General features: G+C 37.4%; 8 protein-coding genes. 1 reads left to right on the top strand and 7 read right to left on the bottom strand.

The window, feature by feature from the left end:
* Positions 1–11: 11 nt before the first annotated feature.
* The 4 genes from pepF to spxA all read right to left on the bottom strand — a co-directional run bounded on the left by pepF (position 12) and on the right by spxA (position 4,398).
* The gene (pepF, locus tag P7D84_RS02605) at positions 12–1,829 is read right to left on the bottom strand and encodes an oligoendopeptidase F (RefSeq protein ID WP_137603828.1); all 1,818 of its coding nucleotides are present in this window, start codon (positions 1,827–1,829) and stop codon (positions 12–14) included.
* A 162-nt stretch (positions 1,830–1,991) separates the two neighbouring features.
* Positions 1,992–2,972, bottom strand: coding sequence for a competence protein CoiA (locus P7D84_RS02600; RefSeq protein ID WP_311804901.1), 981 nt, complete (start codon positions 2,970–2,972; stop codon positions 1,992–1,994).
* 120 nt (positions 2,973–3,092) lie between these two features.
* Positions 3,093–3,737: an adaptor protein MecA gene (locus P7D84_RS02595; RefSeq protein WP_137603829.1), complete on the bottom strand. Its 645-nt coding sequence runs from the start codon at positions 3,735–3,737 to the stop codon at positions 3,093–3,095.
* A gap of 262 nt (positions 3,738–3,999) precedes the next feature.
* On the bottom strand, positions 4,000–4,398 hold the full coding sequence (gene spxA, locus P7D84_RS02590) for a transcriptional regulator SpxA (protein ID WP_137603830.1): 399 nt from the start codon (positions 4,396–4,398) through the stop codon (positions 4,000–4,002).
* Between the two features lie 779 nt (positions 4,399–5,177).
* Here spxA and P7D84_RS02585 point away from each other — a divergent pair.
* Complete coding sequence (locus tag P7D84_RS02585) at positions 5,178–5,894, top strand: HAD family hydrolase (protein ID WP_137603831.1); 717 nt, start codon at positions 5,178–5,180, stop codon at positions 5,892–5,894.
* Between the two features lie 15 nt (positions 5,895–5,909).
* Here the strand turns inward: P7D84_RS02585 and P7D84_RS02580 are convergent, their stop codons facing one another.
* From P7D84_RS02580 to P7D84_RS02570, 3 genes are read right to left on the bottom strand one after another with little or no spacing between them, the layout of a single operon-like run.
* Entirely contained in the window at positions 5,910–9,089 is a 3,180-nt protein-coding gene (locus tag P7D84_RS02580; RefSeq protein WP_311804900.1) for an SNF2 helicase associated domain-containing protein, read from the bottom strand.
* A complete protein-coding gene (locus P7D84_RS02575) occupies positions 9,090–12,209 on the bottom strand; it encodes an AAA family ATPase (RefSeq protein ID WP_311804899.1) in 3,120 nt (1,039 codons plus the stop codon). It abuts the gene before it with no gap.
* Positions 12,209–13,342 carry an exonuclease SbcCD subunit D gene (locus P7D84_RS02570; RefSeq protein WP_311804898.1) on the bottom strand — a complete coding sequence of 378 codons (1,134 nt, stop codon included), beginning with the start codon at positions 13,340–13,342 and terminating at the stop codon, positions 12,209–12,211. Before P7D84_RS02570 ends, P7D84_RS02575 begins: the two co-directional genes overlap by 1 nt.
* Positions 13,343–13,507: the final 165 nt, after the last annotated feature.

Here is a 13,507-nt window from a genome sequence, read left to right as displayed (position 1 = left end):
CTTTTAATCTTTTAATTTTTTAATGTCTCTACTAATTCCTCTAATTCATCTAAGCGACGAGCAAAAATTTCCATTGCATCTTCAATATAAGTTGGCTGTGTCATATCAACACCAGCTTTTTTCATCACTTCGATTGGATAATCACTACTACCTGATTTTAAGTAGTCTAAGTATTTTTCTAAGGCATCTGGTTCGCCTTCAACGATTTTTTTAGCCAACGCGCTCGCTGCTGAAAATCCCGTCGCATATTGATAGACATAATAATTATAATAAAAATGCGGGATCCTTGACCACTCGTCTTTGATCTCTTCATCATTTATTACGATCGGACCATAATATTTTGCATTTAATTCACTGTAGAACTCACTCAAGTGTTCACTTGTCAATGGCTTACCAGCAGCATCTTCTGTATGAATAAAATGTTCAAATTCTGCAAATTGTGTTTGACGGAAAATCGTTCCTTTAAAGCCATCCAAATAATGATTGATGATATACACTTGGACTTTAGGATCTTTTTCTGTTTCTAGTAAATAACTCGTCAAAAGATTCTCATTTGTAGTAGAGGCGATCTCAGCTAAGAAAATCGAATAATCCCCATAGACATATGGTTGGGTATGCCGAGTGAAATAACTGTGGACGCTGTGGCCCATCTCGTGAACTAAGGTGTAAAGTTCATCCAAACGATCATGCCAATTCAATAAAATATACGGTTGCGTGTCATAGGCACCAGAAGAATACGCACCACTGCGCTTTCCTTGATTTTCAACAACATCGATCCAACGTTCATCAAAAGCTTTTTTCACGACTTCCAAGTATTCCTCACCAAGTGGTTTCAAAGCGGCTAGAACTTTTTCTTGTGCTTCCTCGTAAGTAAATTTCATTGGTGCTTCTGCTAGAAGCGGTGTATATAGATCATACATATGAAGTTCTTCCACCCCGAGCAATTCTTTGCGCAACTCAACATAACGATGTAGCAGCGGTAGATATTGATTGACCACTAACGTCAATGTCTCGTAGACATCTTCTGGGATATGATTGCTGCTTAACGCAGCTTCACGAGCTGATTTGTAGCCTCGCACCTTCGCCTTGTAATTGTGTCCTTTGATGTGCGTACTTAATGTTGAAGCAAATGTATGACGAAATTGATGATAGACCTTATATAAAGCACTAAATGCTTGTTTACGAACAGTTCGATCCGTACTTTCTAATAATTGACCATAAACACCGTGGGTCAACTGAACCTCTTCGCCTGCTTCATTTTTCACGATTGGAAATATTAGATCGGCATTGTTCATGACAGAAAATGTATCTGCTGAACTTCCAAAAATCTCGCTAGCTCCTGCTAGTAAAGCTTCTTGTTCTGCGGGTAAAATATGTGCTCTTTCCGCAATAATCTGTTCAACAAAATGACGATATATTTCTAATTTAGGTTCTGTTTCAAAGAATTCTTTGATCTTTTGATCAGAAAGCTGCAGCATCTCTGGCTCGAACCAACTGACTGCTTCACTGACTTGCGCAATCAAACTGGATGCCCGCGCATAAAGTGCCTGATTGACTGTATCAGCAGTATCTTCATCATTTTTTAAATGGGCATAAACATAAATAACTTCTGCCTTACGATAAATATCCAAGATATATTCGATCGCTGTTAAAAATTCTCCAGCGCCTTTATTCAAACTGCCTTTGACCGTAGCAACTTCTTCTAATTCTTTTGACAAGTCTTGGAATTTTGCTTCAAATGCAGCATCATCTGCAAAGATTTTAGTTAAATCCCAAGTAAGTTCAACCGGTACTTCCTGGCGTTTGGGTAATTGTTTTGCTTCACTCATAAAAACACTCCTAATTCGTTTTTCAAGATGCTCGAACACATCACTTTGATACGGATACTTTCTCACATAACTACATATAATTATCCGTACCCTATTATTAATTCCAATCTTACCACAATTTGGCAAAAAGTATTTTTAAAAGCTTATCGGTTCGTTGAAACTTTAGCCTTTCTTTGACAAAAAAATTGCCTCAAGATATAGTCTTTCTAAAATTTCCTGCTGATCGATTTGATGGAAGATCCATTCTCTTTGGTTTTCAGTACGATAGTTCAAAAATTTTCGAAAAATGAGCGGAGCATTCTTGGCTTCTTTTTGAAACAAGTAACGAAATACTAAAAGATCTTCTTGATAAAAAAAATAATACCGACTAGGAAAATACAGCCAATCGGGTAAATACAAAAGATGCCATCGCTCTTGGTAAAAGTATTGTTGCAAGCGACGAATCTGTGGATGATTTTGAACTAATTTCATACTCAAAGTCTGTTTCCACTTATTTCTATTTTCGATAGTAGGAAAAAGTGGGAGCGGCCGTTCAAAAACGGTAGATTGAAAAATTTCCTGCAACGATTGCGTGTAGCTAGGCCAACAAATCTCACGGTAAATGAGCTGAGGCTCTTCACAAATATGATAGCGCAGACGAATTTGATTTTTTTCTAACAACCACAAATGAATCCCCTTTGCTTGATCAAAGGCACAAAATTGTCGCTGTAACTGAGTAAATCTGCCCGTTGTCCATAATTGTTCTCCTAGTAACCACCAATTTTGATACTCTTTTTGACGATAACCTGTCATTCGTTGAGCTAAACGCCGTCCATTTATCGCTGAACATTGAATTTCTACAGCTAATTTTCCAAAAAGCAAATCCGGTCGCTGATTTAAGTCAATCAAAGGGGCTTCCATTTTCCAACCGGTTTCAAAATGATTGCCCCATTTAAAGAAAAGTTGTTTCAATTGCAAATGCTCAAATGTCTCTCCTTCACTTAATCCAAGACACTTAGTGCTAGTCGCATGAGCAAAATGCGGGATCTTTATTTTTCCAGCTTTACGGATTACTAAGCTTCCGCAATCAGGACAAAAACAGCTTTTATTTGTAGTTTCAGCAGCGGAGACCATCTTCTTTTCTTCTGTATAAGCAAACAACATCTTCTTCACCTCAAAAAAAGATACGCAATTATTTGCCAAAAAAAAAAGATTGTGACTAAATAGCCACAATCCTTGAACACAAACCAGAAACTAATTTCTACTTATTTTAATCAACAGTCTTTAATTGAAATAAGAACGAGTCGTTTCGATCGCATCTTGTTTCATCAAAAGTTTCCCATACTCTTCCAACATCTCCGTCGATACGGTAGAATCTTGCGCATATTCTAAGATTTCTGCCGTAACATCAGAAAGTGCATGATCTCCAAAAGTTTCAGGATCAAAATAGACTTGTAAATAATATGTCTCATTTAGCAGATATAAATCACACCAGGCTTCATCTAAAAAGTGATAGCTTGCTAATTCGATCATATCCTCAAAACTCCCTAACTGAAAAACTCGCAAACGGTTGTTTTTTCCGTCTTCTTCCAGACTTTCAGAGTTAGCTAAAATTTGCTGGCGAATCAATTGATCAAAATCACTTGATTCAAACTCGGTAGAATCATTCATCTTGTTGAGATCTTCAGGTGTCAGATTTTTACTGATAAACAGTTCCAACCCATCATTTTTAGGAAGTACTTGGAAAGTAACTGCCTCGCTGCTTTTGAATTCATCTTCAATATCGACTTCTTCTAAGATACTATAAAAGAAAGATTCGATCTCACGATGATTTCCTAGTAAGTCTAAGAAAGTAATTCCGCGTTCAGCTAGATCTTCATTTTCAATAATCACTCGGATCGTATTCTCATTGATGTGTTCCATCTCCATTTTGGCACACCTCACTTTAAAGATAGATTATATGTTCATTGTAACTGATTCCGTTTAAAAGTAAAGAAAGCCGTTGGATTTTATTAAAATCTATAAACAAAAACATCCATCGAATACAATAAGTGCTATAAATCCTTTAAATCCTCTTTTGGACAGTTTTTCTACTCCTTGATTTTTTCATGGATAACTTCAAAACTATCCGAATCATTTTCTTAAAATACAGGAACAAAAAAATGCCCCGTGAAGTCGGGGCATTGCCTTTTTATAATCCAGCCATCAATTGGGCCTGACGTAATTCATATTGACGAACGTCACGTGGTAAGAATCGACGAATTTCATCTTCATTGAAACCAACTTGCAAACGTTTCTCATCTATCATAATCGGACGACGCAACAATCCAGGATTTTCTTTAACTAAATCCAATAATTCTTTTAGTGACAAATCATCTAAATCCATGTTCAACTTTTGGAAAACCTTTGAACGTGTTGAAATGATTTCTTCTGTTCCATCTTCAGTCATTTGTAAAATGGCTTTCAACTCATCAATATTTAATGGCTCAGAAAAGATATTACGTTCAACATAAGGAATCTCATGTTCCTGTAGCCAAGCACGTGCTTTCCGACATGATGTACAACTAGGGGAAGTATATAGCGTTAACATACATATCACTCCTTTTCTTGACTCTCAATTTTTGTAACAGGTGATGACGACTTCCTGCTATCTGTTTCTATTATACAAAAAAAAGGTAACAAAAAAAAGAGTTGGCTCGCTTTTTTTTTACAAATATTAACGTTATTTAATTTTTAGAAACCGAAGATATGCTGTCACGACACTCCTAATTTATCTAGATGAGAAAACAGTGATTCGACTCTCATTTAAAGATGTAATATAACACAGTTGGAAACTGTAGCATTTTTTATTTTATTTTCAATAAATTACTCATTTTTTTTTTAAAAAAATTTTTTTATCCCATCAAAAATAAACACTAATATTTTATAAAAACTAAAAATAGCTCGCTAAAAACTTTGTATAATCAGCTCTCTTTAGAATCATTTTAAAATGAAATAATACCTAAAATATCATAATTTGGATTAAAAAGTTATTTTATTTTATATTCCTAGATATTTTTCTGTACTAAATTTTTTGACAAATTTTTTTATTAGAAATAGATACAGTTTTCAAATCACCAAAAAAACTAAAAAAACTAGGGTGTTATAGAAAAAATTGAATCAAACTTTTTTACGTACTCTCCCTTGTTTCAATCATTATTTTTTTCTATAAGAATATTTTTGATTGGTTAGTTGTCATGTTTTTTTCATTCATTTGATCTCTGAATAACATAACACGAGCTATAATGATTTTCGATTTTTTCTTTTGATATCGTTGCAAGCAAGTTTTTTTGCTATAATAAATCTATTCAAAAATTAGGAGTGAGTCCATTGATTCAAGGAGTTGTATTCGATCTAGATGATACTTTGTATGAACAGCAAGCACCTTTCACAGCGGCAATTACTACCTTATTTCCATCCTTCCCACAAGAGAAACTAAAGGAATTGTTTATCAGCTTCCGTTATTACAGTGATCTGCATTACACAAAATCTATCACTGGTGAATGGTCTTTAGCTAAGATGCGGTATGAAAGAATTCGGCTGGCATTAGCTGATTTTGATTTTCTTCCAGCCGTTTCTGAATTGAATACCTTTCAAACAGCTTATGATCATGCATTACAATCAATCACATTGCCAGCAGAGATCGTGACTTCCTTAAAGTTTTTGAAACAAAAAGGCAAACTTGGAATTATTACCAACGGTCCTGTAAATCGGCAAACAGATAAAATCAATGCCTTAGGCTTAACCGATTGGATCGAGCAAGAAAATATTATCATCTCTGATGGTGTACAAATTCAAAAACCTGATCCGGCTATTTTTCATTTAATGGAAAATAAATTGAACTTAACTGCCGATTCACTTTTATACGTAGGTGACAGTTTTGACAATGATGTACAAGGCGCAAAAGCTGCTGGTTGGTCTGTTTGGTGGTTCAATCACCAAAAACGTGCGCGCTCAACTGCTCAAACAGCCATCTATGATGAAGAGATCACTAGTTTTGAAGACCTGGGTAAAGCATTGACCAATGAAAAAAGTTTGCAGCGCTAAGCACTGCAAACTTTTTTATTCGCCTAAACTCAAGATCATTCGGATATCTTCTTCAGTCAGTTTATTCGTTTGTTCTTCGTTGCCTTGGATAACTTTTTGGAATAATTCACGTTTTTCTTGTTGCAATTGGTTCATTCGTTCTTCAATCGTTCCTTCGGCAATCATTCGCCATACTTCAACGACTTTTTTCTGTCCGATTCGGTGTGCCCGACCAGCTGCTTGTTCTTCCACTGCGGGGTTCCACCATAGGTCATAAAGAATCACAGTATCTGCTCCCGTTAAATTCAACCCAGTTCCACCGGCTTTTAATGAAATCAAGAAAACATCTTTTTCGCCAACATTGAACGCATCGACCATTTTCAAACGATCAGAAACTTTTGTGCTTCCTCGCAAATAAAAACTCGAGATGCCATCTTCTGCAAATTCTTCTTCAATCAGTGAAAGCATACTAGTAAATTGCGAGAACAATAATACTCGACGGCCATTTTCTTTTGCTGCTTGAACCAAATCTTTTACTTGATCTAACTTTCCAGATCCGCCTTCATAACCTTCTATGAATAGGCGTGGATCATCACAGATTTGGCGCAATCGAGTAAGTCCAGCCAAAATACTTACCCGTTGTTTTCGGAACGTAGCCGAATCCATTTGATCGACTTCTTGGCGCATGCGTTTAAGATAAGCCAAGTACACCGTTTTTTGTTCATCTGTCAAACTACTCAACACATTTGATTCGATTCGTTCTGGCAATTCTTGTAAAACTGTATTTTTATCTCGCCGTAAAACAAAAGGCTGGATCATTTTTGCAATCTCTGAAACGGCTAATTGACGAAATCGGCCGATTGGCGGGAAAAATCCTGGCATGACCGTTTGGAACAATGACCATAATTCTTCTAAGTTATTCTCAATCGGGGTACCGCTTAATGCAAAACGATGAGGAATCGATAAATTACGTAAAGCACTCGATGTTTTTGTCGAAGCATTTTTTACCATCTGTGCTTCATCGAGAATCATATGCTGATATCCCATACTTTCATGCAGCGAGATATCTTGTCGTAAACTTGCATAAGAAGTAATCACGATTTCATCAGCCGCCTGAAGAAGCTGCTCTCGCTCACCACGATTGCCAGAAATAACGATTGAATTCAAACTTGGCGCAAATTTTTTGATTTCTGCTTGCCAGTTATAAACCAGACTTGCAGGTGTCACAATCAATGCTTTGATTGGACGTTGAGCTTTTTCGGCCAAAAGGAATGTGATGACTTGGATTGTTTTACCAAGTCCCATCTCATCAGCCAAGATTCCACCAAAACCATAATCGCTTAACATTTTCAACCAACGGAATCCTGCTGCTTGATAAGGGCGCAGTGTAGCCTGAAGATTATCTGGTAAAGTCACTTGATACTCTTCTGGATGCGTCAAATCTTGTACCATCGCAGTGAAACTTTCACTAAATTGTGCTTGAGGATTCTCTTTTAAGCGCTGTTCTAATGCGATTCCTTGACTTTTTGGCAAACGGATTAGCCCATCTTTTGCACTGATTTTTTCCCGCAACTGGCCAATCATCTCACTCGTTTGTTGAAAAGCTTCTGAATCAAACGACAATACTTCACCATTTTCTAAAGTATAAAAGCGATCTTTGCGTAATAGACTGTTTAAAACTTGGTCTATTTCGTTGTCATTGATTCCTGTGACATCAAATTTGATATCAAGCCAAGAGCCTTCTTGATCGACTTCAATCGTTGGTTGAAATTCGTCGCCATCTAAGAATAATTGACGCAATTTTTTCCCCATACGAACCTCAGCATATTTTCTAAACTCTTCCACTTCTACTTTGAAGAAATAGTAGAGATTATCTTTGACCGGTATTTTTTTCTCAAATCCAGTATCAATTTTTTGATAGCGATACGTTGCGAAAAGATCTAAAATGTCTTTTTCTTTTTTTCGATCACGTAAAATCTCAACATTATTTGGAAGCTTGGGTTGATGAGATTCATTGGTTGAAAAATAGGCATTTCCATAATGAAATTCTGCTTCTGCTTTGATCATGCCTTTGATTTTACGAAAAATCACGATCGCTCGCAACGGTTCTTCTTTCATGATTTCTGCAACATCTTCTGTGATGATGACTCGACCGATTTTTCTTAGATAAGGAAAGACTTCTGTAAATAAATGCGAAAGTTGTCGCTGTTCATAAGCAATCACTGGTTCTTTCAAGCGCTTCATCAATTGTTTCAATGTAATATATGTCTCTTGTTGTTCATGTGTCATTAAATAATAGGAATTTCCCACAAATCCTAAGAAATAATTACTGTAATAATTGGTGAAGCCATCTTCAATTGTAAGAGCAAAATCATTTTCCCCACGTTTGGCTAAGGTGAAAGAAACAGGCAATTCCTGACCCTCATGAACCTTGGAATAGGTTTTTTCACCTAATTTGACACTCAGTTGTCCTGTTTTTTCCATCGCTTCTAACAATTCTTGCATTCGATGAACAGGCAGCAACAAGTAGCGCTTATCTAATTTCCCTTTGACTTGCAGACCTGCTTTTCCCAACAACTGGTAAGTCTCACTGATACCAACCAAATCTTCGATCAAATCTCGACATTTGGGATCAAAGGCTCCTGCCTCAATTTGAAAACGGTATTGTTTATTGACGCTATAGGCCGAATCTGTTTGATAGGCATGTAAAAAATCATACAAATTTTTTACAATATAGCTTCGTTTGCTCAAATGACTGCCTATTCTTAAAGATACCGCTAAAACATCCAACTCGGGATGATAAGGATTTGTCGGGATTGCTTCTACCACAAACTCAACAAATAGCGCTTGCAATGGTTCGGCTTCTTTTTCTAAGCGTGAAAAACCTTGGTTCAATAAATCTGCAAAAGAAACACTGCTCTCCATTTTTTTTGGTAGTACTGTCTCCGGCTTGATGACCCGTGATAATCCCTTTTCTCGCAGATACAACTCAACTGCGACTGTATGTTTGCAATACCCGTGTTCTTCCCAATAAGGACAAGCACAAATATCATTTTCTTTTCCACTGCCGTCTAAATCAACCAGATAAAGTTCACTGCCTAAAACTTCACCATGCCAAACCCGGCGTGCAAAATCTGCTTCAACAGATAAAACTCTGCCCTCTTTTAAATAGGTTCTGCCGCGTTCAATCACTTTTTCTGGAATACTCCATCTCATTTACGTTTCACTCCATCCTTCTAGCTGATAACGAATACTACTACGACCCGTTCCGCTAGTCTCCACAATAATTTGTTGCGGAATACGTTCTTTTAATTCCCTTACATGACTGATAATCCCAATCATGCGTCCAGCATTCTCGATCCCTTCTAAAGCTTCCATCGCCATTTCCAATGCTTCTTCGTCTAATGAACCGAATCCTTCATCGATAAACAGTGTCTCGATTGCCACTCCACCGGCCTGATTTTGGATTACTTCTGCCAAACCTAAGGCCAAAGACAACGCAGCGATAAAACTTTCACCACCTGATAACGTATGACAACTACGGCTTGCACCAGCATTGTCATCGTAAACATTGATTTCTAATCCGGTATTGCCTTTAGAACGACCTGTTTCTTGTTTCAATTCAAAACGATAACGGCCTTTGGTCAGCTGATTTAGTTGCTGATTGGCACTTTGTAAAACCTCAGCTAAATACCATTGCAGTACATAACGTTCTAAACTGATTTTTTGTGGATTATCACCATTCATCGTCTGGTATAACTGAATCATCTGACTTAATTTATCGAGTTGTTCTTGGCTTTGTTCGTGGAGCGCTGTAATAGTGTCCACCAATTTATACTGTTGTTGCAGTTGATTTTCTTGTGCATAATACTGTTGCTGCAATTGAGTAACTGCTGCCTCACATTCCGCTAACTGCTGTTGGAAAAGCTCCACTTCTGGTTCTTGCTGATTTTCTATCTTCGTTTGCAACTGGTTATGACGATCGGTTAAAATCAAAAATTGCTGGTCAAATTCTGCAATTTCTTCTTCTATTACTAAAAGATCAACGGAAGGAGCTTCTAATCGTTCAAGTTCTAAGTTGGCTTCCGTAAGTTTTTTTGTCAATACATCCTGTTGTTTTTGTAACTGCTCAGTTGTTTCTTGCTGCTGAATTGCTAAAACTCGTTGCTGTTCTTGCAGGCGAATTTTCTGTTGTTCAATTTCTTTTGTAAGAAGCTGATGTGTCCGCAAAGATTCATGATATTCTTCCAACGCCTGAGTCAATTCTTGAATCCGCTTTTCTAACTGTGCTAATTGCCAATTTTCTGTCTGTTCTTTGATACTAGTCAGACGACCGATTAATAGTTGCTGCTCATCCTTTAATACCGTCAAATTCGTTTCAATCTCTTTTTTTTCGTTTTGATCTTTGGCAAGTTCTACTTCCAATGATTCCATTGCTTGTTTCGCATCGGCAATCTCAGCCAGGGCATCTGCCGTAGTTTTTTGGCAACTTGCAAGAAAGTCGCTGATTGTCGCTAATTCAGCGGCAATTTCCAACTGATAGGCTGGTTTGACCATAGCTTGCAGTTGAACCAGCTGTTGCGTAAATGTCTGCTGAGCAACTAGTCGCTCGTTTTGTGTTTGATCAAAGTTTTTCAGTGCGACTTCATAGCGAGTCTGCGTCTGCTCACGAATCAACTCTAATTGTTTAATACGGGCTTCTTGTGCTTCTAGCGCCGTTTGTAATTGTCGACCGTCAGCTAATGATTGGTCATGTCGTGCTGGTTCAGGGTGTTCTTTTGATCCACAGACAGGACAAGGCTCACCTGGTAACAGATCCATACTTAAACGCGCAATCTCGGCAGAAGCCCACTGACTTTTTTGCTTTTTATACTCAGCAGTTTCACTCGTCAATTGATTACTGATTCGACTTATTTGTTCAACTTGCTGAGCTAATTTAATCTGTTGATCTTCTTCAGCTTCTTGCTGATCAAAAATTTGTTTTTCTAATTCGTGTAATTGGGTAACTTTTTGTTGAAGCTGTAATTCCTGATAACGACGATCTTGCCACGTCTGTTCGGCTATTAGTTTTGTCGCCAATCTATGTTGGACTGTCTCTTGCTCTTTTATCTGGGCATTGATTTGAGTGAGCTTCGTTTGATAGTGTATTTGTTGCTCATGTAATTTGGTTTGTTGTTTCTCCAGTTCTACTTGTTGCTTAACTAACGGCAATAGCGACTGCAAACTTTGCAATTCTTTTTCCTGTTTCTGCCAATCGGAACGACTCTGCTCAAATTCAGCTTCTTGTTTTTGACAATCTGAATATTGCTGCGCTAGTTTTAGTAACTGATGTTGATTTTCTGCGGCTTCTTTTTGTTGTTGTGTTTGCCGTACACTTAGTTCTTGTATGCGTTCGTAAAGCGGTCGCAGCTGTTCAACTTTCTTTTCACAAGCCAACTGCTCTTTCTTTTTTTCTTGTTCTGGCAAGCATTCTTCCAATTGTCGAAGCTGCTGTTTTGTCTCTTTCAGTTGAAGAAACTGTTTAGCAAGCGCTTGTGCTTGTTGCAGCTGTTGGTATAAATTTTTTTGATCCAGTTGTTTTTTCGAAAGTATCGCTTTACTTGCTTGTAAAGCTTGTTCTTCTGCGACTAAATATGTCTGTGCATGTTTTAAGGACTCTTCAAAAGTAGCACCTTTTTCAGTCACTACTTGTTGAAATAGTTGGTCGATCCGCGTTGTTAAGTCGCTGACCGATTGTTCTAGCTCATTTTTTTGATCCTTCAAATATTCCGTGAAATTACGATAGACACTGGTTCCAAATAAACTACGTAAAACTGTCTCTTTTTCCGTACTGTTCGCATTTAAAAAAGTACGAAATTCCCCTTGCGGCAACATCACAATCTGACGAAATTGATCTTTTTGCAAATGTAATAGTTGATAAATCACTTCATTTACTGCATCTACTTTAGTATAAGCCTCAGCTTCTTGACCGGTATCATCAAAAATGCTCAACTGAACTTTTTGATTCTTAGTTGTTTCACCTTTCCCATTTTTCTTTGCTAAAGTTTGTTTCGGCCAACGCTCAATAGCATAATTTCTTCCTTGATGTTCAAAAAGAAATTGAACCCGCGTTTCTTCCGATGGTTCAGCAAAAGATGAACGGATTTCACTTGAGGAGCGAACACCTCCAGATGCATCTCCATATAAAGCGAATGTGATTGCATCAAAAATCGTCGTTTTTCCTGCTCCAGTTTTTCCACTAATCAAAAACAATGGTGCTTCTGACATTTTTTCAAAATCAACTTCTTCATGGAGAAAGGGACCAAAATTTTCCATGATGATTTTTTTAGGAAGCATCAGCGAACACCTCCTTTTTGCAAGATCTCATGCAGCCCCGTTTCGATCCAATTTTTTTGCTGCATAGTCAGATTGCTTTGGGAAACAGCTGTAAAAAAATCTTCTGTTAAAGCAATTGGTGATTTTTCTTTGATATTCTCGTCTTGCAACCGAGTCACAACCGTTGCCTCAAAGCCATTTGTCCGTTCAACTTGGATAATCCGCGGATAGACTTGACGCAGTTGATTCATTAAATTAGGAATGATTGCACGATCATCCAATAAAATCGATAAATAATCCTTTCGATTGATTGTTTCGTAAAAATCAGGATCTAACAACTCTGAAAAACTAGCCTGCAATTCCGTTAGCTCATGCAGCGGGGTCAATTCAAAAAAAGAAAAATCCTGTGTCTCTGTATCCACAATCCAGACCCCTTTTGCCTGATTTTTCTCTGATAAAGAATATTTTAAGGGGGAACCGCTATAACGTGCATTTGCGAGTTTCAACGCATCTTTTCCATGAAGGTGCCCCAACGCTACGTAATCAAAATCAGTCAATAGATCTCCATTGATTCCATCCAATCCACCAACTTCAATCTTTGTTTCAGATTCAGTCTTGCTGCTGCCAGCTACAAAAAAATGACTAATTAAAATGTGATTTTTATTTGGGGCAAAATTTTCCTGTATTTTTTTAATCACTTTAGGCATAGCCGCTTGAATTGTTCGCAAATCGGGATCTTCAAAATAGATACGAGCATCTACTGGTTCAAAATATGGTAATAAAAAAAATTGTGTATCTTCCAATTCTATTGGAACAAAAGCATCTTCTAAACGCGTACGAAGATAAAAATTGGTTTGGTTAAACCACGGCGCTCCCGTAGCTAAACGAGTCGCACTATCATGGTTGCCTGAAATCACTAGTAAAGGAAAACCTTCTGTGAGGTTCCATTTGGCAATTGTTTGATTCAATAATCGTACACTATCTTCTGACGGCACCGAACGATCATAAAGATCTCCAGCGATCATGATCGCATCTACCGCCTCTGTTTTGGCAATTTTTAATATTTGGTCAAGAATGTATGCTTGATCTGACAATAAATCATAGCCATGAAGTTTTTTTCCGATATGCCAGTCAGCAGTATGTAAAACTTTCATCGATCCACCCTTTTCCTAATTAAGTTCTTCCCAAAAGTATACCATGATTTGCGCTTTTTTTCTGCCTAGCAAGTGAGTCATATAGCAAAAAAGTAGGCTGATTCGTGCATTTCATCCGATAAACAAAAAACATATACTTGGTGGATGTTTTTTTGCTAAATCTAA

It is taken from the genome of Enterococcus dongliensis (assembly GCF_031927985.1).
Classification (GTDB): domain Bacteria; phylum Bacillota; class Bacilli; order Lactobacillales; family Enterococcaceae; genus Enterococcus_A; species Enterococcus_A dongliensis.
This window is presented reverse-complemented; position numbering and strand designations above follow the sequence as displayed.

Bases quoted from the DNA above. Each gene is read 5' to 3' on its own strand.
- pepF (WP_137603828.1), bottom strand. From the start codon at position 1,829: ATGAGTGAAGCAAAACAATTACCCAAACGCCAGGAAGTACCGGTTGAA.
- P7D84_RS02600 (WP_311804901.1), bottom strand. From the start codon at position 2,972: ATGTTGTTTGCTTATACAGAAGAAAAGAAGATGGTCTCCGCTGCTGAA.
- P7D84_RS02595 (WP_137603829.1), bottom strand. From the start codon at position 3,737: ATGGAGATGGAACACATCAATGAGAATACGATCCGAGTGATTATTGAA.
- spxA (WP_137603830.1), bottom strand. From the start codon at position 4,398: ATGTTAACGCTATATACTTCCCCTAGTTGTACATCATGTCGGAAAGCA.
- P7D84_RS02580 (WP_311804900.1), bottom strand. From the start codon at position 9,089: ATGAGATGGAGTATTCCAGAAAAAGTGATTGAACGCGGCAGAACCTAT.
- P7D84_RS02575 (WP_311804899.1), bottom strand. From the start codon at position 12,209: ATGCTTCCTAAAAAAATCATCATGGAAAATTTTGGTCCCTTTCTCCAT.
- P7D84_RS02570 (WP_311804898.1), bottom strand. From the start codon at position 13,342: ATGAAAGTTTTACATACTGCTGACTGGCATATCGGAAAAAAACTTCAT.